This window comes from Enterococcus sp. AMC1157, from assembly GCF_058216555.1.
The window spans coordinates 1,184,748-1,201,831 of the sequence record NZ_CM177099.1 but is presented as its reverse complement, the minus strand read 5'-3'; the positions used below and the strand labels follow the sequence as shown (position 1 = coordinate 1,201,831).

General features: G+C 32.8%; 12 protein-coding genes and 1 pseudogene. 7 read left to right on the top strand and 6 right to left on the bottom strand.

The features are described 5' to 3' along the window. The first annotated feature begins 6 nt into the window (after positions 1-6). The 7 genes from AC4BBX_RS05910 to AC4BBX_RS05880 all read left to right on the top strand — a co-directional run bounded on the left by AC4BBX_RS05910 (position 7) and on the right by AC4BBX_RS05880 (position 10,027). Positions 7-1,761 carry a sugar transferase gene (locus tag AC4BBX_RS05910; protein WP_490455513.1) on the top strand — a complete coding sequence of 585 codons (1,755 nt, stop codon included), beginning with the start codon at positions 7-9 and terminating at the stop codon, positions 1,759-1,761. Continuing rightward, a complete protein-coding gene (locus AC4BBX_RS05905) occupies positions 1,749-4,061 on the top strand; it encodes a GNAT family N-acetyltransferase (RefSeq protein ID WP_490455512.1) in 2,313 nt (770 codons plus the stop codon). The genes AC4BBX_RS05910 and AC4BBX_RS05905 overlap by 13 nt, the downstream gene beginning before the upstream one ends. Beyond that, positions 4,054-4,980: an NAD-dependent epimerase/dehydratase family protein gene (locus tag AC4BBX_RS05900; protein ID WP_490455511.1), complete on the top strand. Its 927-nt coding sequence runs from the start codon at positions 4,054-4,056 to the stop codon at positions 4,978-4,980. Before AC4BBX_RS05905 ends, AC4BBX_RS05900 begins: the two co-directional genes overlap by 8 nt. A 5-nt stretch (positions 4,981-4,985) precedes the next feature. Then, the gene (locus tag AC4BBX_RS05895) at positions 4,986-6,104 is read left to right on the top strand and encodes a glycosyltransferase family 4 protein (protein WP_490455510.1); all 1,119 of its coding nucleotides are present in this window, start codon (positions 4,986-4,988) and stop codon (positions 6,102-6,104) included. A 92-nt stretch (positions 6,105-6,196) separates the two neighbouring features. Further along, complete coding sequence (locus AC4BBX_RS05890) at positions 6,197-7,402, top strand: O-antigen ligase family protein (RefSeq protein ID WP_490455509.1); 1,206 nt, start codon at positions 6,197-6,199, stop codon at positions 7,400-7,402. Beyond that, positions 7,383-8,795 (top strand): lipopolysaccharide biosynthesis protein, encoded by a 1,413-nt coding sequence (locus tag AC4BBX_RS05885; protein ID WP_490455508.1) that lies wholly within the window; start codon positions 7,383-7,385, stop codon positions 8,793-8,795. The genes AC4BBX_RS05890 and AC4BBX_RS05885 overlap by 20 nt, the downstream gene beginning before the upstream one ends. Positions 8,796-8,830: 35 nt before the next feature. Beyond that, positions 8,831-10,027 carry a glycosyltransferase family 4 protein gene (locus tag AC4BBX_RS05880; RefSeq protein ID WP_490455507.1) on the top strand — a complete coding sequence of 399 codons (1,197 nt, stop codon included), beginning with the start codon at positions 8,831-8,833 and terminating at the stop codon, positions 10,025-10,027. 1,050 nt (positions 10,028-11,077) lie between these two features. Here the strand turns inward: AC4BBX_RS05880 and tnpC (AC4BBX_RS05875) are convergent. From tnpC (AC4BBX_RS05875) to tnpC (AC4BBX_RS05850), 6 genes and pseudogenes are all read right to left on the bottom strand, one after another. Then, complete coding sequence (tnpC, locus tag AC4BBX_RS05875; protein WP_490454438.1) at positions 11,078-12,667, bottom strand: IS66 family transposase; 1,590 nt, start codon at positions 12,665-12,667, stop codon at positions 11,078-11,080. 120 nt (positions 12,668-12,787) lie between these two features. Then, a complete protein-coding gene (gene tnpB, locus AC4BBX_RS05870) occupies positions 12,788-13,141 on the bottom strand; it encodes an IS66 family insertion sequence element accessory protein TnpB (RefSeq protein WP_490454437.1) in 354 nt (117 codons plus the stop codon). Then, a complete protein-coding gene (locus AC4BBX_RS05865; RefSeq protein WP_490454436.1) occupies positions 13,131-13,313 on the bottom strand; it encodes a hypothetical protein in 183 nt (60 codons plus the stop codon). Before AC4BBX_RS05865 ends, tnpB begins: the two co-directional genes overlap by 11 nt. A gap of 83 nt (positions 13,314-13,396) precedes the next feature. Beyond that, positions 13,397-14,095 carry an ATP-binding protein gene (locus AC4BBX_RS05860; RefSeq protein WP_490455506.1) on the bottom strand — a complete coding sequence of 233 codons (699 nt, stop codon included), beginning with the start codon at positions 14,093-14,095 and terminating at the stop codon, positions 13,397-13,399. After that, the gene (gene istA, locus AC4BBX_RS05855; RefSeq protein WP_490455505.1) at positions 14,092-15,633 is read right to left on the bottom strand and encodes an IS21 family transposase; all 1,542 of its coding nucleotides are present in this window, start codon (positions 15,631-15,633) and stop codon (positions 14,092-14,094) included. Before istA ends, AC4BBX_RS05860 begins: the two co-directional genes overlap by 4 nt. Before the next feature lie 481 nt (positions 15,634-16,114). Beyond that, positions 16,115-16,933 (bottom strand): annotated as a pseudogene (tnpC, locus tag AC4BBX_RS05850) (IS66 family transposase); the annotation flags it as partial. Positions 16,934-17,084: the final 151 nt, after the last annotated feature.

The following is a 17,084-nucleotide window of genomic DNA, read 5'->3' as shown; positions in this document are numbered from 1 at the left end:
GTGTTGATGGAAAATAATAACAGAATGAAATCACAATATAATAAGGGACTTTACGAAAAGTATTGTAAGCGACTATTCGATATTACTCTTGCATTAATTGCTATAACTTTTTTATTACCATTTTTGGTAATTACTTCTTTATTAGTAAAATGGAAACTTGGATCGCCAATATTTTTTAGACAACCTAGACCAGGGAAAAATGAAAAAATATTTTACTTAATAAAATATAGGAGTATGAATGATTTTAGAAATGAAAATGGGGATTTATTACCTGACAATTTAAGATTAACAAAATTCGGTAAATTTTTAAGGAAAAGTTCCATAGATGAACTACCAGAATTAATTAATATTTTAAAAGGAGAAATGAGTTTTATTGGTCCACGTCCACTGTCCATATTCTATTTACCATACTACTCAACTGAGGAACGGAAGAGACATCTAGTACGACCTGGATTGACAGGATTAGCACAAATTAATGGAAGAAATATGAGTAGCTGGAATGAAAAGTTAAAACATGATTTAGAGTATGTTAATAATGTTACCTTTTTTAATGATATGAAAATTTTATTAAAAACATTCACTAAAGTATTGAAGCAGAGTAACATTACAGTTAGAACTGATGATTCATTGAAGAATTTTAATGTTTGGAAAAAAGTAAAGGAAGAATCAAATATGACTGTTTTGGCTAAAAATAGTAATGAAATAGGTAGTGATTTTGAAATGGCTAATCCCACAATAGATAAATCAGAATCAATACATGAATACCTATTAAATAAGGATTTTGATGACTACCAATATACATTTTCTGGTCGAAGTGCAATTGCACAGGTACTTGAAGATATTGCAGTTGAAAAAGAAATTAAGGTGGCGTATGTACCGTCATATTGCTGTATTTCAATGATACAACCGTTTTTAGATAAAAACATTAAAGTGGAATTTTATGATGTTGTTATTGAAAATGAAAAATTTGAATATAAATTTGATAATACAATAGAATGTGATTTAGTTTTGTATATGGAATATTTTGGTTTCCATACTATTGATAAAAATGTTATCAATTTTTTAGAATTGATGAAAAATAAAGGAACTATCCTAATTCAAGATGTAACGCACTCTCTATTTAACGATAATCAACCTACTATATTTTGGGATTATCAAGTTGCATCAATAAGAAAATGGTGTGCAATACCTTCAGGAGGGATTGCTTATAAAGGAAGTGGAAAATTTAAATTTAAAACTCATAAAAAAAGTGATTTAGCCGTAAAAAGTAAAATTTTTGCTATGGAATTAAAAAAAGAGTATTTAGATGGTAATTTAAAAGATAAAAATGAATTTTTAAAATTAAATGCGGATTTCAGTAATAGCCTTATTAGATTAGATAAGAATTTAAAAATAGATGAGTATAGTTTGAACTACCTTAAGAAAACAAGTGTTTCAAGTATAACTTATCCTAGAAAAGAAAATGCAGTCTATATTTGTAACCAATTGAAAACTTGCAAATTATTTTTCTTTCCTTTTGACACAGATAATCTGAAAACTGTCATTCCATTATTTGTTCCAATAATTTTCACTAATACAGATAGAGATGACGTTAGAAAATATTTAATCAATAATCAGATTTATTTACCGATACATTGGCCAGAGGAATTTGGAGCTAATTCTAGTATCAAAAGAAAAGAGTTATCAATAGTCTGTGATCAAAGATATACACCAAATAGTTTAAGTAAAATAATTGATTTAATAAATGAATGGAAGAAGTGAAACCAATGTATCCTGATATCTATTTTGATCCAAAATTTGGTGAGGTTTATGAAGAAGTAGAAAATGGAAAGAGTGTTCACATTGTTGTAGATACTGATAATGGAACTATTGAAAACAACGTTATTCTACGTGAAATAAATGAAACAGTAGAAAATGAAAAGTATTTTGATATGACAACTCCATATGGTTATGGTGGACCATTAATAACTAAACTTATAGGTAGTAAAGAAGTATTATTACAAGATTATGTTAATTATATGAATAAATTCGTAAAAGATAATAAGATTGTAAGTGAATTTGTCAGATTTCATCCAATTATCTCCAACCATAAAGATTTTGAAAAAGTTTATTCTATTGAACATAGTGGAAGTACAATTTGTACGCCAGTAAGTGATTATGATACTTTTGCTAAACAATTTTCAAAATCAGCAAAAAAAAATATAAAACAAGCTTTAAAGAAAGGTGCTGAATTTAAAGTGACTGAGTCACCTGAGAATTTAGAATCATTCAAAAAAGTATACTTTTCAACTATGGGAAGAAATACCGCCGATAATTATTATTACTTTAATGACAATTACTTCGAAAAACTTATAAATCTCTATAAAGATAATTTATTATTAATTGAAATCTTTTATGATAATACGATTATAGCGGCAGGTCTTTATTTTGTATATAATGGCATTTTACAGACTCATTTATCAGGTACTTTAACAGAATATTTATGGTTATCTCCAGCCTATCTAATAAGATATGCAGGGACTCTGTGGGCGGAAAAGAATCATGTGAGATTTATTCATCATGGAGGTGGTACTTCGAACTCCAAAGATAATTCATTATATCTATTTAAGAAAAGATTTTCAAAAGAGGAAGATTTAGAATTTTATATAGGGAAGAAAGTGTGGGATGAATCTGTGTATAAATCATTAGTTGAAAAAAAGGATTGTAGCAATAGTAAGTTTTTCCCACAATATAGAACTAATAATTCGGAAACGAAGAAAAAATTGCTTATATTGGGTGGATCTAAAATATCAACACAAATCGTTAAAGCAGCAAAGAAAAAGAATATATATACAGTTGTTACTGATTGGTATCCTTATGAACAATCCCCAGCCAAGCAAATTGCGGATACACATTATAATGTAAGCACCACGGACATAAATGGACTTTTAGATATAATCCGTAGTGAAAAAATTAATGGGATTATAACAGGATATACAGATTCTGCTTTAATCCCATATGCCAAAATTTGTGAAGCTGCAGGGTTGCCTTGTTATGGAACGGAAGAATTATTCAACATGTTTATAAATAAGGATAAATATAAAGAACTCTGTAGAAAATTTGATGTACCGGTTATTGAAGAGTACAATGTGACTTACGAACAAATTGAAAAAAATAATTTGCCTGATAATATCAAATTCCCATTACTTGTAAAACCTTCTGATAGTAGCGGTGGAAGAGGGGTTTCAATTTGTAGAAACTTAAAAGAGTTAAATCATGCATATGGTAAAGCTTTGAAATTTTCAGACTCAAGAACTGTTCTTGTTGAACGATTTTTGGAAGGAGAAGAAGCTACAGTCTTTTTCTTATTTGATAAAGGGCAGGTGTATTTAACGGGTATTGGAAATAGACATATTAAAAAGAATCAAGGGGAAGATACGATTGCATTACCAGTAGGTTATACCTTCTCTTCTTATGTCATACCTGAATATATAAATAAGATTATGCCAAAAATTGAAAAAATGTTCGAACATGTAGGAATTAAAGATGGTATTATGTTCGTTCAATGTATGGTAGAAGAAAATGAGTGCATCATATATGATATGGGATATCGATTAACGGGTTCTCTAGAGTATATTTTGCAAGAAAAAATTTGTGGCTATAATCCATTGGATATGCTAATTGATTACTCGTTTACAGGACATATGTTAAATCAAAATGAAAATAGGGGGAATATTAGTCCGATATGGAATAAATATGGATATAATATTTCATTTCTGATTAAAACTGAGGAAGAAATTAAAAGTATTAAAGGAGTAAATGAAATTCTTAATTATCCAAAAGTAATCGACGCTGTTTTAGCGCATGAGGAAGGTGAAACTGTCCATTTGGCGTCAAAAGGAACGTTAAAACAGATTTGTCTAAGAGTATTTGGATATGCAGATTCCATTGAAGAGCTAAAAGATAGCATGAATAATATTTATCAATTGTTAACAGTAGAGTCTATAAATAATGAAAATATTATTTTAGATGGACTCAATGTACAAGATATTGATGGAAAGCTGGTTAATCTCGATGACTAAAAAAAATACTATTATTATCACCGGAAGTAATGGTATGCTTGGAAATGAATTATTAAAAGTATTTTCTTACAGTGATTTTGAGATTATTGCTTTAACATCAAAAAAAAGTCAAGTTAGTCAGAGGTATTTAGGTTTTAATAATATACTAGTGCTAGATAATTCAGAGATTAAAAATATTAAAGTTGAAAATGGGATTTGGATTAACTGTTCTTTTCCTAGATCTTCCAACGGAGAAGAATTAGCGAAAGCTTTTGATTTTACAATAGATATGATTAATTTTATGAAAGAAGCTAATTGCCATTACATGATTAATATTTCGTCTCAAAGTGTATATAGTCAAAAAGGAGATGTTTTTCCGACCGAAGAGACTTTTGTATGTCCTGAAAATCTTTACGGAATGACTAAATATGCTTTAGAAAAAATATGTGAATTAAAATGTCAAGAAAAAAATATGAAATTGATTAATATTCGTTTAGGAAGTCTTGTCAGCGAAAAGTTCGATCAAAGAATGATTAATAGATTTATTGAGAATGTTTTAGATAATAAATCAATTACAATAGATATTGGGCACCCTAAGGTTTCTTATTTGCATATTCATGATGCAGCAGTGGCTTTAAAAACGTTGATTAATAAAATTCTTGTTTATCCAGAGATATTTGTCGATAGATCACATTTGACTTTAAACTTAGGAAATAATGATTATATGACTGTTCATGAAATTGCAAAGGAGGTGCTGAGGATTTCTTCGAAAACTCAAATATCGTCTAGTACGATAGAAGTAACTCAGAGAGAATCAAATTACAATAATGTTATTTGTAGTGATGCATTATATGCACTAATAGATTGGAAACCAAAGTATACTATGAAGATGATGATTGATGAAATTTGGGTTAGTAAATTTTGTGAAAATGAGAGGTAAATTAAGTGCGTATTCTAGTAATTGGAAGATCTATTCCTGATGAAAAAACCGGATTGATTGGTTTATTTGAGTTTGGCCAAGCAGTAGCTTTGCATGAACAAAGAAATCATGAGATAATTTATGGTTTCTTAGATAGCAGATCAATTAAAGTATTGCGTAAAGTTGGGATGTATAAAAAAAACATTAATGAAATACCGGTGTATGGTGTTTTTTTACCAATTGGTGGATTGTATAAAAAATTTTATGATAAAGTAAGATTTATTCTATTCAAAAAAATATTAAAAAAAATTGGAAAATATCATGGTCCAGTAGATGCCATCCATATGCACTATCCAACGATGCTCTTAAATAGAGAAATTTTAACGTATTTACAAGAAACTGGAATTAAATTAATCTGTACGGAGCATTGGACAAAAGTTCAAAATAAAAAATTAACATTACGCGAAATATCTATTCTTAAGGATTCTTATAAAGTTTCAAGTAAATTTATCGTTGTTAGTCAAGATTTACGAGAAAGTATATTATCGTATTTTCCTAGTTTTTCTAGGAAATTAATAATTTTACCGAATATAATTGATAGTGAATATACAATTCAAGAGCCCAATAATCAATTTTTTTCATTTATAACAATAGGAAGACTTGCTAAGGTTAAAAGAAATATCGAAGTACTCCAAGCTTTCTCCAAAGTGCATAAAATAAATGCTAATACTATGTTGTATATAGTTGGGGAAGGAGAAGAAAAAGGAAATCTAATTGAGTTTGTCGAATCTGAGAAACTGGAAAAAAACGTTGTATTTACAGGATTTTTAAATTCAAAGCAAATTAGTACACTTTTTAAAAAAGTTGATGTGTATATATCTGCAAGTGAGATAGAGACTTTTGGTGTTCCTGTTGTTGAATCATGGTTTTCGGGTCGTCCAACAATTATTAGGAATAATCATCCATTAAGAAGTTTTATTAATGATGAGAATGGGATGATATTTTCTGAGCAGAACGAATTATCACTAAAAATGTTGGAATGTATGGATAAGGAATACGATGCAAAAAAAATTAGTAAAAAAGCTAAGCAATATTTTTCCAAAGAGTCAATAATTAATGAATTGAATTCTATTTATTTAAAATAAATTTTAATTAATACTTTTAATCATGAAGCTATCAAGTGAATAATTTGGCTGTTTATTCACTTGATAACGAATAAAATAAGGTGGATAGTTTTATGAGATTACTAGGGTGTTTGTTAATAATACTTACTTCATTACAAAGTACCCCATTTTTTATTAGTAGTATAGTGATATATGCCGCTATCTATCTGATAGTTCTTCTTTGTGTTTTTTTCAAAAATAAAAATAGATTTAAGCTCAATAGATATGTATTTTTATACTTAATATGGTTAATATTTGGTTTGTTTTCGTTTGTTTGGTCTGTTGATAAATTACTTTGGTTCAGATCGTGTGTTATATTGTTAATCAATTGTTCTTCCGTTTTCATTTTCCTGCAGCTAATTAATAATGAAGATGATATTAAGTTTTATTTGAAAATAATTTTTTATACTGTTGTAGCAAACAACTTAATTGGTTGGTTTGAAGTATTTACTAAAAATTATTTATTTACTATTACTGAATATGTTGGAATGTATAAGATAAATAGATGGCCAGTAGCTTCATTTTTAAACACAAATGATTTCTGTACCTACCTATCAATCTCCTTACCTTTTGTTTTTGCTTATTTGATTTATAAAAAGAATATATGGTATAAAAGCATAATTATATTAACGTTATTTTCTTCGCTGTTATTAATGGTTCAAGCAGGTTCTCGAGCTAATATTTTAGCAATTATTTTTGGGGTAGCATTTCTATGGTTACTAAGAAATCTAGATGGTAAGTTAGAAAAATTAGTAATTTTGATTTTTTCTGCATTTTTCCTATCCCTTGTTATTATTGGAGTATTTTCTTCAAGTCTTGGAGATAGAATCCTAATTAGATTTATAGAAAGCGATAAATCTTCCGATCAATTAAGAATGAATTTAATTAGAAACGGTATGATCTATTTAAAAAATAGTAATTATTTGGGAGTTGGTGCAGGGAACTTAGAATATTGGTTGCCGAATTTCCAATATTATAAAACATTCAATTTTCTATATATCCATAATTGGTGGGTAGAAACTTTAGTAAACTATGGGGTTATTATATTTGGTGGGTATGTTTGCTCTTGGATAAATTTATTTCTAACATCAATAAGTAAAAATTCCATGAATAAAAAAGTGAGTCAAACCGTAGGGGTCGGAATATTAATATTCGCACTAGCGAGTTCAAGTCCAAGTAGTATTTTATTGATGAAGTGGTTGCCAATTTATACTGGTTTAACCATTAGTTGTATTTCATTATTGGAAAAGAGGGATAATAGTGAAGAAATTAATAAGTAAACTTTTAGGCTTTTCAATAGGTCCATTAGTAGCGGCACTAATTTCATTTATTACGGTACCGGTAACAACTTACTTTATCATTCCTGAAGAATTTGGGAGAGCCAGTATGTTTACCGTGCTTCAATCTTTTGTAGTTACCTTCGTTTACTTAGGTATGGATCAGGCTTATACCAGAGAATACAATAAACATGAAGATAAGAAAAAATTATTTCAAAATGCGAGTGTGGTACCCTTATTACTTTCGTTGATAATGACTGTTTTTTTTATAATTTTCCATAAAGATTTTTCATATTTGTTATTTGAAGATAAAGGATATTTTAATGTATCGGTATTATTTGGATGTATTATAATCAGTACAGTACTTGAAAGGTTTATTCTTTTATCGATAAGAATGGGAGAAAGAGCTCTAGAGTATTCTGCCTACTCGGTCTTAATAAAACTTTCAGTATTCGTTTTTACGGTATTTTTATTATATATAGGTAGAAGAGACTTTTTAGTAGTAATATATTCAACTATATTTGGTCAATTTTTAGGTGATTTAATCCTTTTTATTAAATATAGGAAGCTACTTTATTTTAAAAAATCGGATTTTGATTTTCAATTAATAAAAAAGATGTTTTATTTTGGGTTTCCAATAATAATCGCTGCATCATTAAATAACCTTTTGAATACTATGGGACGTTTTTTTTTAAGAGGATATAGTACATTTCATGAATTAGGAATCTATACAGCAGCATTAAAGATTGCAGCTATCCTTTCTATTATTCAGGCAACATTTACAAGTTTTTGGGTTCCAGTAGCATATAGATGGAACCAGGAAAAAAAAGAAATGAAATATTTTAACTTTATAAGTAGATTTACTTTGCTATTGATGACTATCGTATTTTTCTTTGTAGTTTTTTTTAAAAAGTATATTGTATTAATCTTGTCATCCGATTATAAACAAGCAGAGTATGTGGCGTCTTTATTATCTTTAACCCCAATATTATATACGTTAAGTGAAACAACTACTCTTGGAATAGTATTTTCAGGTAAAAGTTTTTATAATTTAATGGTTAGTTTTATATCAATCATTCCAGCAATAGTACTTAACATTATTCTTGTACCAAATTTTGGAACTATAGGAGCAAGCATTGCAACTGCTACGTCATATATGTTTTTTTGCTTTTTGCGTACTTATTACTCGAGAAAGTGTAATTTTATGATTGAATTTAAGATGCAAAGTATTGTAATAATATTGATTTATATTATTTCTATCGTTAATGCTTTTACTTTTAAAGGAATACAAGTATTCAATTTTATAATGTTCTTAGTGGTTATTTTTATTCAAGAAAAGACAATCAAACTACTGTTAGATACAATCAAAAACCCTGATAATTGGAATTTTGATTAATATTTAATGAAAGATAATTATTTAGAGGTGAGCATATGAATATATTAATACTTGCAAATTTTGCTGGAAACTTTGATCAGAGTGGAAACAATAGATTTAACTATCTCGCCAATCTCTTTACTCAACACGGAATGGACGTAACTCTGATTACTTCAAATTTTTCTCATGGAAAAAAAATGCTAAAAGATCCTGTTAATACACATGCTCTATCCTATAAAGTCACTTTATTAAATGAACCAGGATATAAAAAAAATGTGTCTATCAGACGACTATACAGTCACTACGTGCTTGGTAAGAATTTAAAAAAGCATTTGAGAAATATTATGAAACCTGACTTTATGTATATTGCATCTCCTTCTCTTAGTGTTGCAAAAGCCGGTGTTGAATACGCCAATGAAAATGGTATTAAGTGTGTTGTTGATATACAAGACCTTTGGCCAGAGGCATTTAAAATGGTTTTTCCAAATAAACTGTTGGGAAATATATTGTTTAAACCAATGGATATTCAAGCAAACTCGATTTATAAAAAAGCTGATGGTATAATTGGTGTTTCAGATACGTATAAAAATAGAGGTATGTCAGTTAATCATAAGATAAATAAAGGCCTAACAGTTTATTTGGGAACTAACTTAAAGAGATTTGATAAAGGAAAACTATTAAATCCGCCAATATCGTTCGTCAAAGATAAAGTATATTTAGCGTATGTTGGAACGCTAGGACATAGTTATGATCTAATAACTGTTATAAAAGCGATAGGATTGTTAAAGGATAAATATAACCTTTGTTTTGTTATCATGGGGGATGGACCATTAAAAGAGAAATTTATTTCTGAAAGTGAAAAAGAGAATATTGATGTAGTTTTCACTGGGAAATTACCATATGAAGAAATGGTTTCAACACTGACAAAATGTGATATAGCAATAAATGCAATATCTAAAGGAGCTGCTCAAAGCATTATTAATAAACATAGTGATTATGCTGCTTCAGGTTTACCTGTGATAAACTCTCAAGAAAATTCAGAATATCGTAATTTAGTCGAAAATTTTGAAGTGGGAATTAATGTCGAAAATGATAATGTAGAGGATTTTGCTAAAGCAATTTCATTCTTTGTTGAAAACCCTAAATTAAGGGAAAAATTTGGTAGAAATCACAGAATTTTAGCAGAAACTTTTTTTGATAGAGAAGTTACTTATCAGAAAATTTTAGATTATATATACAATATCTCTAAATGATGGTTCTATAATATTTGTGCATATGGCGTTTATAGAAAGAAAAAAAACGAGATTTACTGAGCCAGTCAAATTGCGTTTTATTGAGCCAATATAGTTTGAAGTTGGAGAGCCACTTTCTTGTCTATTTGAATAATCAAAAAAATAAATATCCATATTTTGATGAATTTAAAGATATTTCTGATGCAATCCTGCCTAACCGATTAGAAGAGGTCTTGAAAGTTTTAGCGGAGAAATTTTGTACGAGAGATATTTTTGAAACGAATTAAAATCGGAATAATAAAGAGTGGACGGGTAGAACCTTTTTGTTTATACCAATAATTCGGGAGGTAAATGATGAATGTAATAACTTTAGCTGGCAGAAGCAACATTGGCAAGACAAGTACTTTAAATCATGTGTATGATAAGATGATAGACGATAGTCGTTTTAAACTCATAAAGAATAAATACTATTCTATACAGTATGAAGAAGAAACATTTGGCTACTGCCAATGAAACGTACCAAGCTTGCCAAGTTTTGTACCAGTGATTGCCACCAAATGTACCACCGTTTGCCAACCTGTTTACCACTAATGAACTTCTGTATAATAAAAGGCGCACGATGAAGGCTTTGATTGCCTTGATTATTTCGGACGAAACTGAGCCATCGTTTCGGATAATGGGAGCCGCCCGTTCGGAAGGTGTGAGCCAGTTGGAGGTTCGTCCATATTTCGGAGGTCAGAGCCACTGTTTCGGAACAGAGAGCCATTTATACATAACATAAGGTCGATTCCCAGAAAGGAACCGACCTTATGTTGTTAACGACTTCTCATAGAACGGTTCCCGTCTATTGTAATGTAAGCGCCGAATAGCGGAGTACCTAGACGACTTTTAGCCCGATTGTTATCATACAATCAGGCTAAGTCGTCTTTTTTATTATTTACATTTTTCTTGGACCGTTTTTGACCAAGGCAAATAGTCGTCTAAGTGATCCGTAAGCGCCGAATAGCGGAGTACCTAGACGACTTTTAGCCCGATTGTTATTATACAATCAGGCGGAGTCGTCTTTTTCAATTATTTACATTTTTCTTGGACCGTTTTCGACCAGGGAAGATAGTCGTCTAAGTGATCCGGTGTTAAAACAGGGAGATTGGGTAATTCTTCAAATAAGTATTGAAGATATCTAGTCGGATTTAACTCGTTCCATTCTGCTGTTTTCATCACACTTAGAATATAACCTGAAGTTTGGGCACCCGCTAAACTCGATGAAAATAGGTAATTTTTTCGACCGATGACCAGTTCTTTGACGAAACGTTCACTTTGGTTGTTTGTTAACTCTAAGCGTCCATCCTCAAAGACATATTCCACCGATTCTCGATGGTTACACATATATTCAATCGCTTTTTCCAACTTCGATTTAGGAACGGCAGGAATCGTCTCCACATAAGCATAGAGTTGATCGAGTAACGGCCGTAATTCTTTCCTGCGTTTTTCCAATCGCTCCGTTGGTAAAAGATCTTTCCAAGCTTTCTCTTTTTTAAAGCATTCTTTGAATGTATCTAAAACATAGGCAGCTGGATGGATGGTTTCTCCAAGTTCTTTTGGTAATGCTTCGTGAAATTTCCTACGGACATGCGCTAAGCAGCGAACAGGGAGGACGTTTGCTAAACCATCATAAACAGAATAACCATCACAGTGGAGATACCCCTGAAAGTTCTTTAAAAATTTTTTGGGAACATCATTTCCTCGTGATTCACTATGATGATACAGAACGATCGGATCTTCCTCTTGTTTCGAGGTACTGAACACCCAGTAATAATTGTTCTGTTTTTGACTCTCTAGCACTCGGTAGGTCGTTTCATCGGCGTAAGCGATGGTTCGCTTCACCAGTTCTTGATGCAAACGTTCCACTAGTACTGACAGAAAATCTTGTCCTACGCGTATATGCCAGTTAGTGATATTGTCTCGAGAAATATCTAGACGTAATTGTTGCCAATACTTTTCTTGGCGATAAGCAGGTACTTTTTGAATAAATTTCAAAAACATGGTTTCTGCGACAAGACTCGGAGAGGCTAGACTATTGGAAAGAAGCGGTTTTGGAACAGGTGCTTTTTTCAAGGAAGTGTCTCCGACACGTTCACATACTTTACAACAATAACTATGTTGCACATATTGTAGTGTCTCAATGCGGGCTTGATGAAAAGCAATTTCTTCGCGGGCTTTTTTTATACCCATGTCGCTCATGGTTGTTCCGCATTGTTGACAGTGTCGTTCTTCTTCAGTTAGTTCGCAATGGACTTCCCTTGTTGGGAAGTCATTCAACTTTTTTGCCTTTGTTCCTTTTTTCCGTTTATGTGGTTGGACAGAAATTTCCTCTTCTTGAATGGCAGGTGGAACTACAGGCTCGCCAAACAACTCCAAACTTAATTGCCCTGGCAATGATTCCGGCAACGATTCTTTGGATTTTCCATACAGTTTATTGGTTAAGTAAGCAATTTGTTCTCGAAGTAATTTCACTTCTTGTGTGAGTGCTTCGTTTACTTGAAGTTGCTTTTGATGGGCTAAAATTTGTGCTTGATTGATGGTCATTTGTTCTTGAAGCATTATGACTAATTGTGTGGTTGTTTCGTTATTTTTATCAGTTCCATTTGATTGTTTTGACAACGATACACACCACTTTCTGTTTGTTTTTCATGTTATTATTATACCATGAATATACTAAAAAAAGAAGATGTAAATCGCATGAAATCAACGTTTCTTGCAATTCCCATCTTCTTTTTTAGACTAGAATACACCTTGTTTTCCTGCACGAATCGCTCGTGGCTGATCAATACTCAATCCCTCTAATAGCCAGCGAATCTGTTGGTGTGTGAGACAGCGGACTTCTTTTTTTGTCCTTGGCCATCGTAATTTTCCTTGATCCAAACGCTTGTACAAAAGAAGAAAACCATCTTTGTCGTAATACAACATTTTGAAACGATCTTGTCGACCACCACAAAAAAGAAAAAGGGCATTATCATATACATCCAAATTGTATTCATATTGAACAATGGACGCGAGTCCATCAATTCCTTTACGTAAGTCTGTCTTTCCACAAACGATGAACAGATGGTTGACTTGTTTGTAATCAAGAAACATGAGACATCAACTCTTTCAAGACGGTTTGTACAAGATATTGACTTGCACCATTGTACACAAAAATATCTTGTGAGTCAGACTTAATTCTCACCGCAATTTTTGCAGGTGTCGTTCGTTTGTTGGACGCTTGTTTTTCTAAAGCGATTTGAACCACTTCTCGGTTTTCCTTCATAAAGAAACCACCTCCGATTTTTCTTTGTACTCAAAGTATAATCGAAGATGGTTTCTATTTTTAGGTACTCCAGTATTCGGCGCTTACATTGTAATTGATTGAGAACGTGCTAATGCACGATCCATTATCGCATCGGCTAACGCACCACCACCAAGTCGATCATGCCATCCTTCTTTGGTGAATTGTGAACAAAAAATCGTCGCATGTAGCCGATATCGTCTTTCTAAGACCTCTAAAATATCTTGTTGGGCAATCGTATCTGCCGGAATAAGTAGCCACTCATCAATAATAAGCAACTCACAGTTTTGATACTGCTTTAATACTTTCTTATAAGTTCCTTGCACTTTGGCTAACGCGAACTCCGTTAAAAGATCTGGCATGCGAATATAGCGAACTTTAAAGCTTGACTGACAGGCATTATTTCCTAACGCACAAGCAATATAGCTTTTCCCAGAGCCTGTGGCACCCGTCAATAAAATATTTCGTGGTTCTTGAATATATTTATTTGTGGCTAATTGGAGAAACACTTCTCGGTTTAACCCACGATCGTTGAAATATTTAATGTCTTCCAATCGTGCCTGTGTATCTGAAAACTGTGCTTGTTTTGTGAGACGTTCAATCTTGTTTCTGTGACGATAATCAAACTCAGTATCGATTAAAAGAGAAAAACGTTCATCAAAACTCCACTGAAGAAGCTCTTCTTGCTCATATTGGTCTTTGTACGCTTTAGCCATTCCTGACATACGCATAGCGATCATTTTTTCATAGGTGTGTTGATTCATTTTTCTTCATCCTTTCCATAGTAGCTACTGCCTCTTAAAATCGTATGGGTCGAATGGGTTTGTAGAGGTTGTTCCGCATCAGTTTTTGATTGATTTACTTGAATAATTCGCTTAATATTTTTATAACGAGGTGCGTGGATAAGGGATAATGCGGTTTGGCAAGCGTCTTCCAGCTGCTGAGGAGAGTACTGGTCGGAGAGTTTTAGGATAGAACGACAACCGTTGTAGGCTTGTTGTTCGACACGATAGCTTTCTAAAAGACGTTCAATCACTGTCTGCGTATTCTCGCCTATTTTTTGACCCCAGTCGATGAAACGCTGGGCATTCCATTCCGTTACCTGTCTGTGATTGCTAGGCATATGATCGTCATTTGTGGCATACTGTCCTGGATGTCCTAACAAACGACGATGAGAACAAATACGTGTTTGTTTGTAAAAGATTTCAATTAGATGATGCGTGATGCGAACATTTACTTTGTGTTTGATATATTCGTAAGGAACAGAGTAATACATTTTGTCCACAGCGATATGATAATTGTACTGTACCGTAGCTATTTTCCAGTTGCCGTATTCATATTTAATCCTAGGTAATTCCCGCAAGTGAGGCTTCTCTTCTGAGAAAAAGACCTCTTCTCGTGAGCCTTCTCTCTTTTGAAAAGGAGACGCATTAAAGACAATCAGTAACTCTTGAACGGCTTGATTTGCTTCATAGACACTGTTAAACGTTTGATGACGTAACTTTGCTAAAATAGTTGTCGAAACTTTCCCCACTGTGCCTTCTACACTTGCTTTCATCTTAGGTTTTCGAGGCTTAGCCGGAAGAATAGCTATATTATAGTAGTCAGACAACTCTCGATACTGTGTGTTTAGAATGACTTCTCCATGACGAGGATGTTTCACGACACCTGTTTTTAAGTTATCACAGATAATCATCGGAGTGACTCCACCAAAAAATTCAAACATATTCACATGAGCGGTAATCCAGTTCTCTTGTTTCATATCTGAAGTAACTTCGACATAACTATATTGGCTATAGGGTAATGTCCCAACAAATAGATAGCCTTTTTTGAGTGCGCTTGAATCAGTGTCCATGATAACTAACGTTTGTCCGGCCCAATCGACTTCTATTTTTTGGCCAGGTTGGTGTTTAAAATACATTGTGGCTTTGTTCGTCTCGATGAACTGGTTAAAGTAGTGACAAAATTGTGTATAACCGAAGGGAATGCCTCCGGTTAGCTGACAATCCTTTAAATATTCTTCCCAAAGTAACTTTCTTGTAACGCCCGGCTTAGCTAATTCTGCGACTAAGTCTTCATAGTTTGGCATGACTTGAAAGCCTTCTTGTTTGCTTTTTGGGAACAGCTTTTCCTCCAGCTCACGTTCTGTCAGTGATCGAATGTTTTCCCACTCTAACCCAGCTGCTTTTGAGGCGTTCAAAACTTTAGCGACCGTGTTTCTTGAAATACCTAAAATTTCTGCCGTTTGCCTCTGCGACAATTTCACCTGTTGATAACGCAAAATCTCTTTGCATTTATCCATACAAAAAAACTCCTTCCATATAATTGATTTTGTAGGAAATCCTACCTCTCAATTATACAAAAGAAGAGTGGCTCTCTTGTTCCGAAATAGTGGCTCTATTTAAGCGAATCACTGGCTCACTACATTCCAAAAAGACTGGCTTCGCCATGACGAAATAATCATGCCTAATTCGTGACTTTATTATAAAGTGGACCCTAAGTCAAGGACACTTCAAAAAGAAACCAATAATTTTTAGGCAGCTATTAGCTGGTACCGGTAATCAATCGGTGCCAGCTTTTTCAAATTCCATTGTCCACGATCATTATTATAGTAATGTAAGCGCCGAATAGCGGAGTACCTAGACGACTTTTAGCCCGATTGTTATCATACAATCAGGCTAAGTCGTCTTTTTTATTATTTACATTTTTCTTGGACCGTTTTTGACCAAGGCAAATAGTCGTCTAAGTGATCCGCTGTTAACAACGGCAGATTGGGCAATTCTTCAAATTAAGTATTGAAGGTATCGGGTTGGATTTAACTTGTTCCATTCTGCTGTTTTCATCACACTTAGAATATAACCTGAAGTTTGAGCACCGGCTAAACTCGATGAAAATAGGTAATTTTTTCGACCGATGACCAGTTCTTTGACGAAACGTTCACTTTGGTTGTTTGTTAATTCTAAGCGCCCATCCTCAAAGACGTGTTCCACCGATTCTCGATGTTTGCACATGTATTCAATTGCTTTTTCCAACTTTGATTTAGGAACGGCAGGAATCGTCTCCACATAAGCATAGAGTTGATCGAATAACGGCCGTAATTCTTTCTGTCGTTTTTCCAATCGCTCCGCTGGTAAAAGATCTTTCCAAGCTTTCTCTTTTTTAAAGCATTCTTTGAATGCATCTAAAACATAGGCAGCTGGATGGATGGTTTCTCCAAGTTCTTTTGGTAATGCTTCGTGGAATTTCCTACGGACATGCGCCAAGCAGCGAACAGGGAGGACATTTGCTAAACCATCGTAAACAGAATAGCCATCACAGTGGAGATATCCCTGAAAGTTCTTCAAAAATTTTTTTGGAACATCATTTCCTCGTGATTCACTATGATGATACAGAACGATTGGATCTTCCTCTTGTTTCGAGGTACTGAACACCCAGTAATAATTGTTCTGTTTTTGACTCTCTAGCACTCGGTAGGTCGTTTCATCTGCGTAAGCGATGGTTCGCTTCACCAGTTCTTGATGCAAACGTTCCACTAGTACTGACAGAAAATCTTGTCCTACGCGTATATGCCAGTTAGTGATATTGTCTCGAGAAATATCTAGACGTAATTGTTGCCACTAGTGTTGCATAAAAGTATTTTAGAATATTCTGAAAACTACTTTCTCTGGAAATAAGCCAAAAAAACTGTGCTGACGCAGAGGATGACTTTTTCCAGAAAATTTTTTACCTGTTATTTAGCTGAAAACCAAAAGT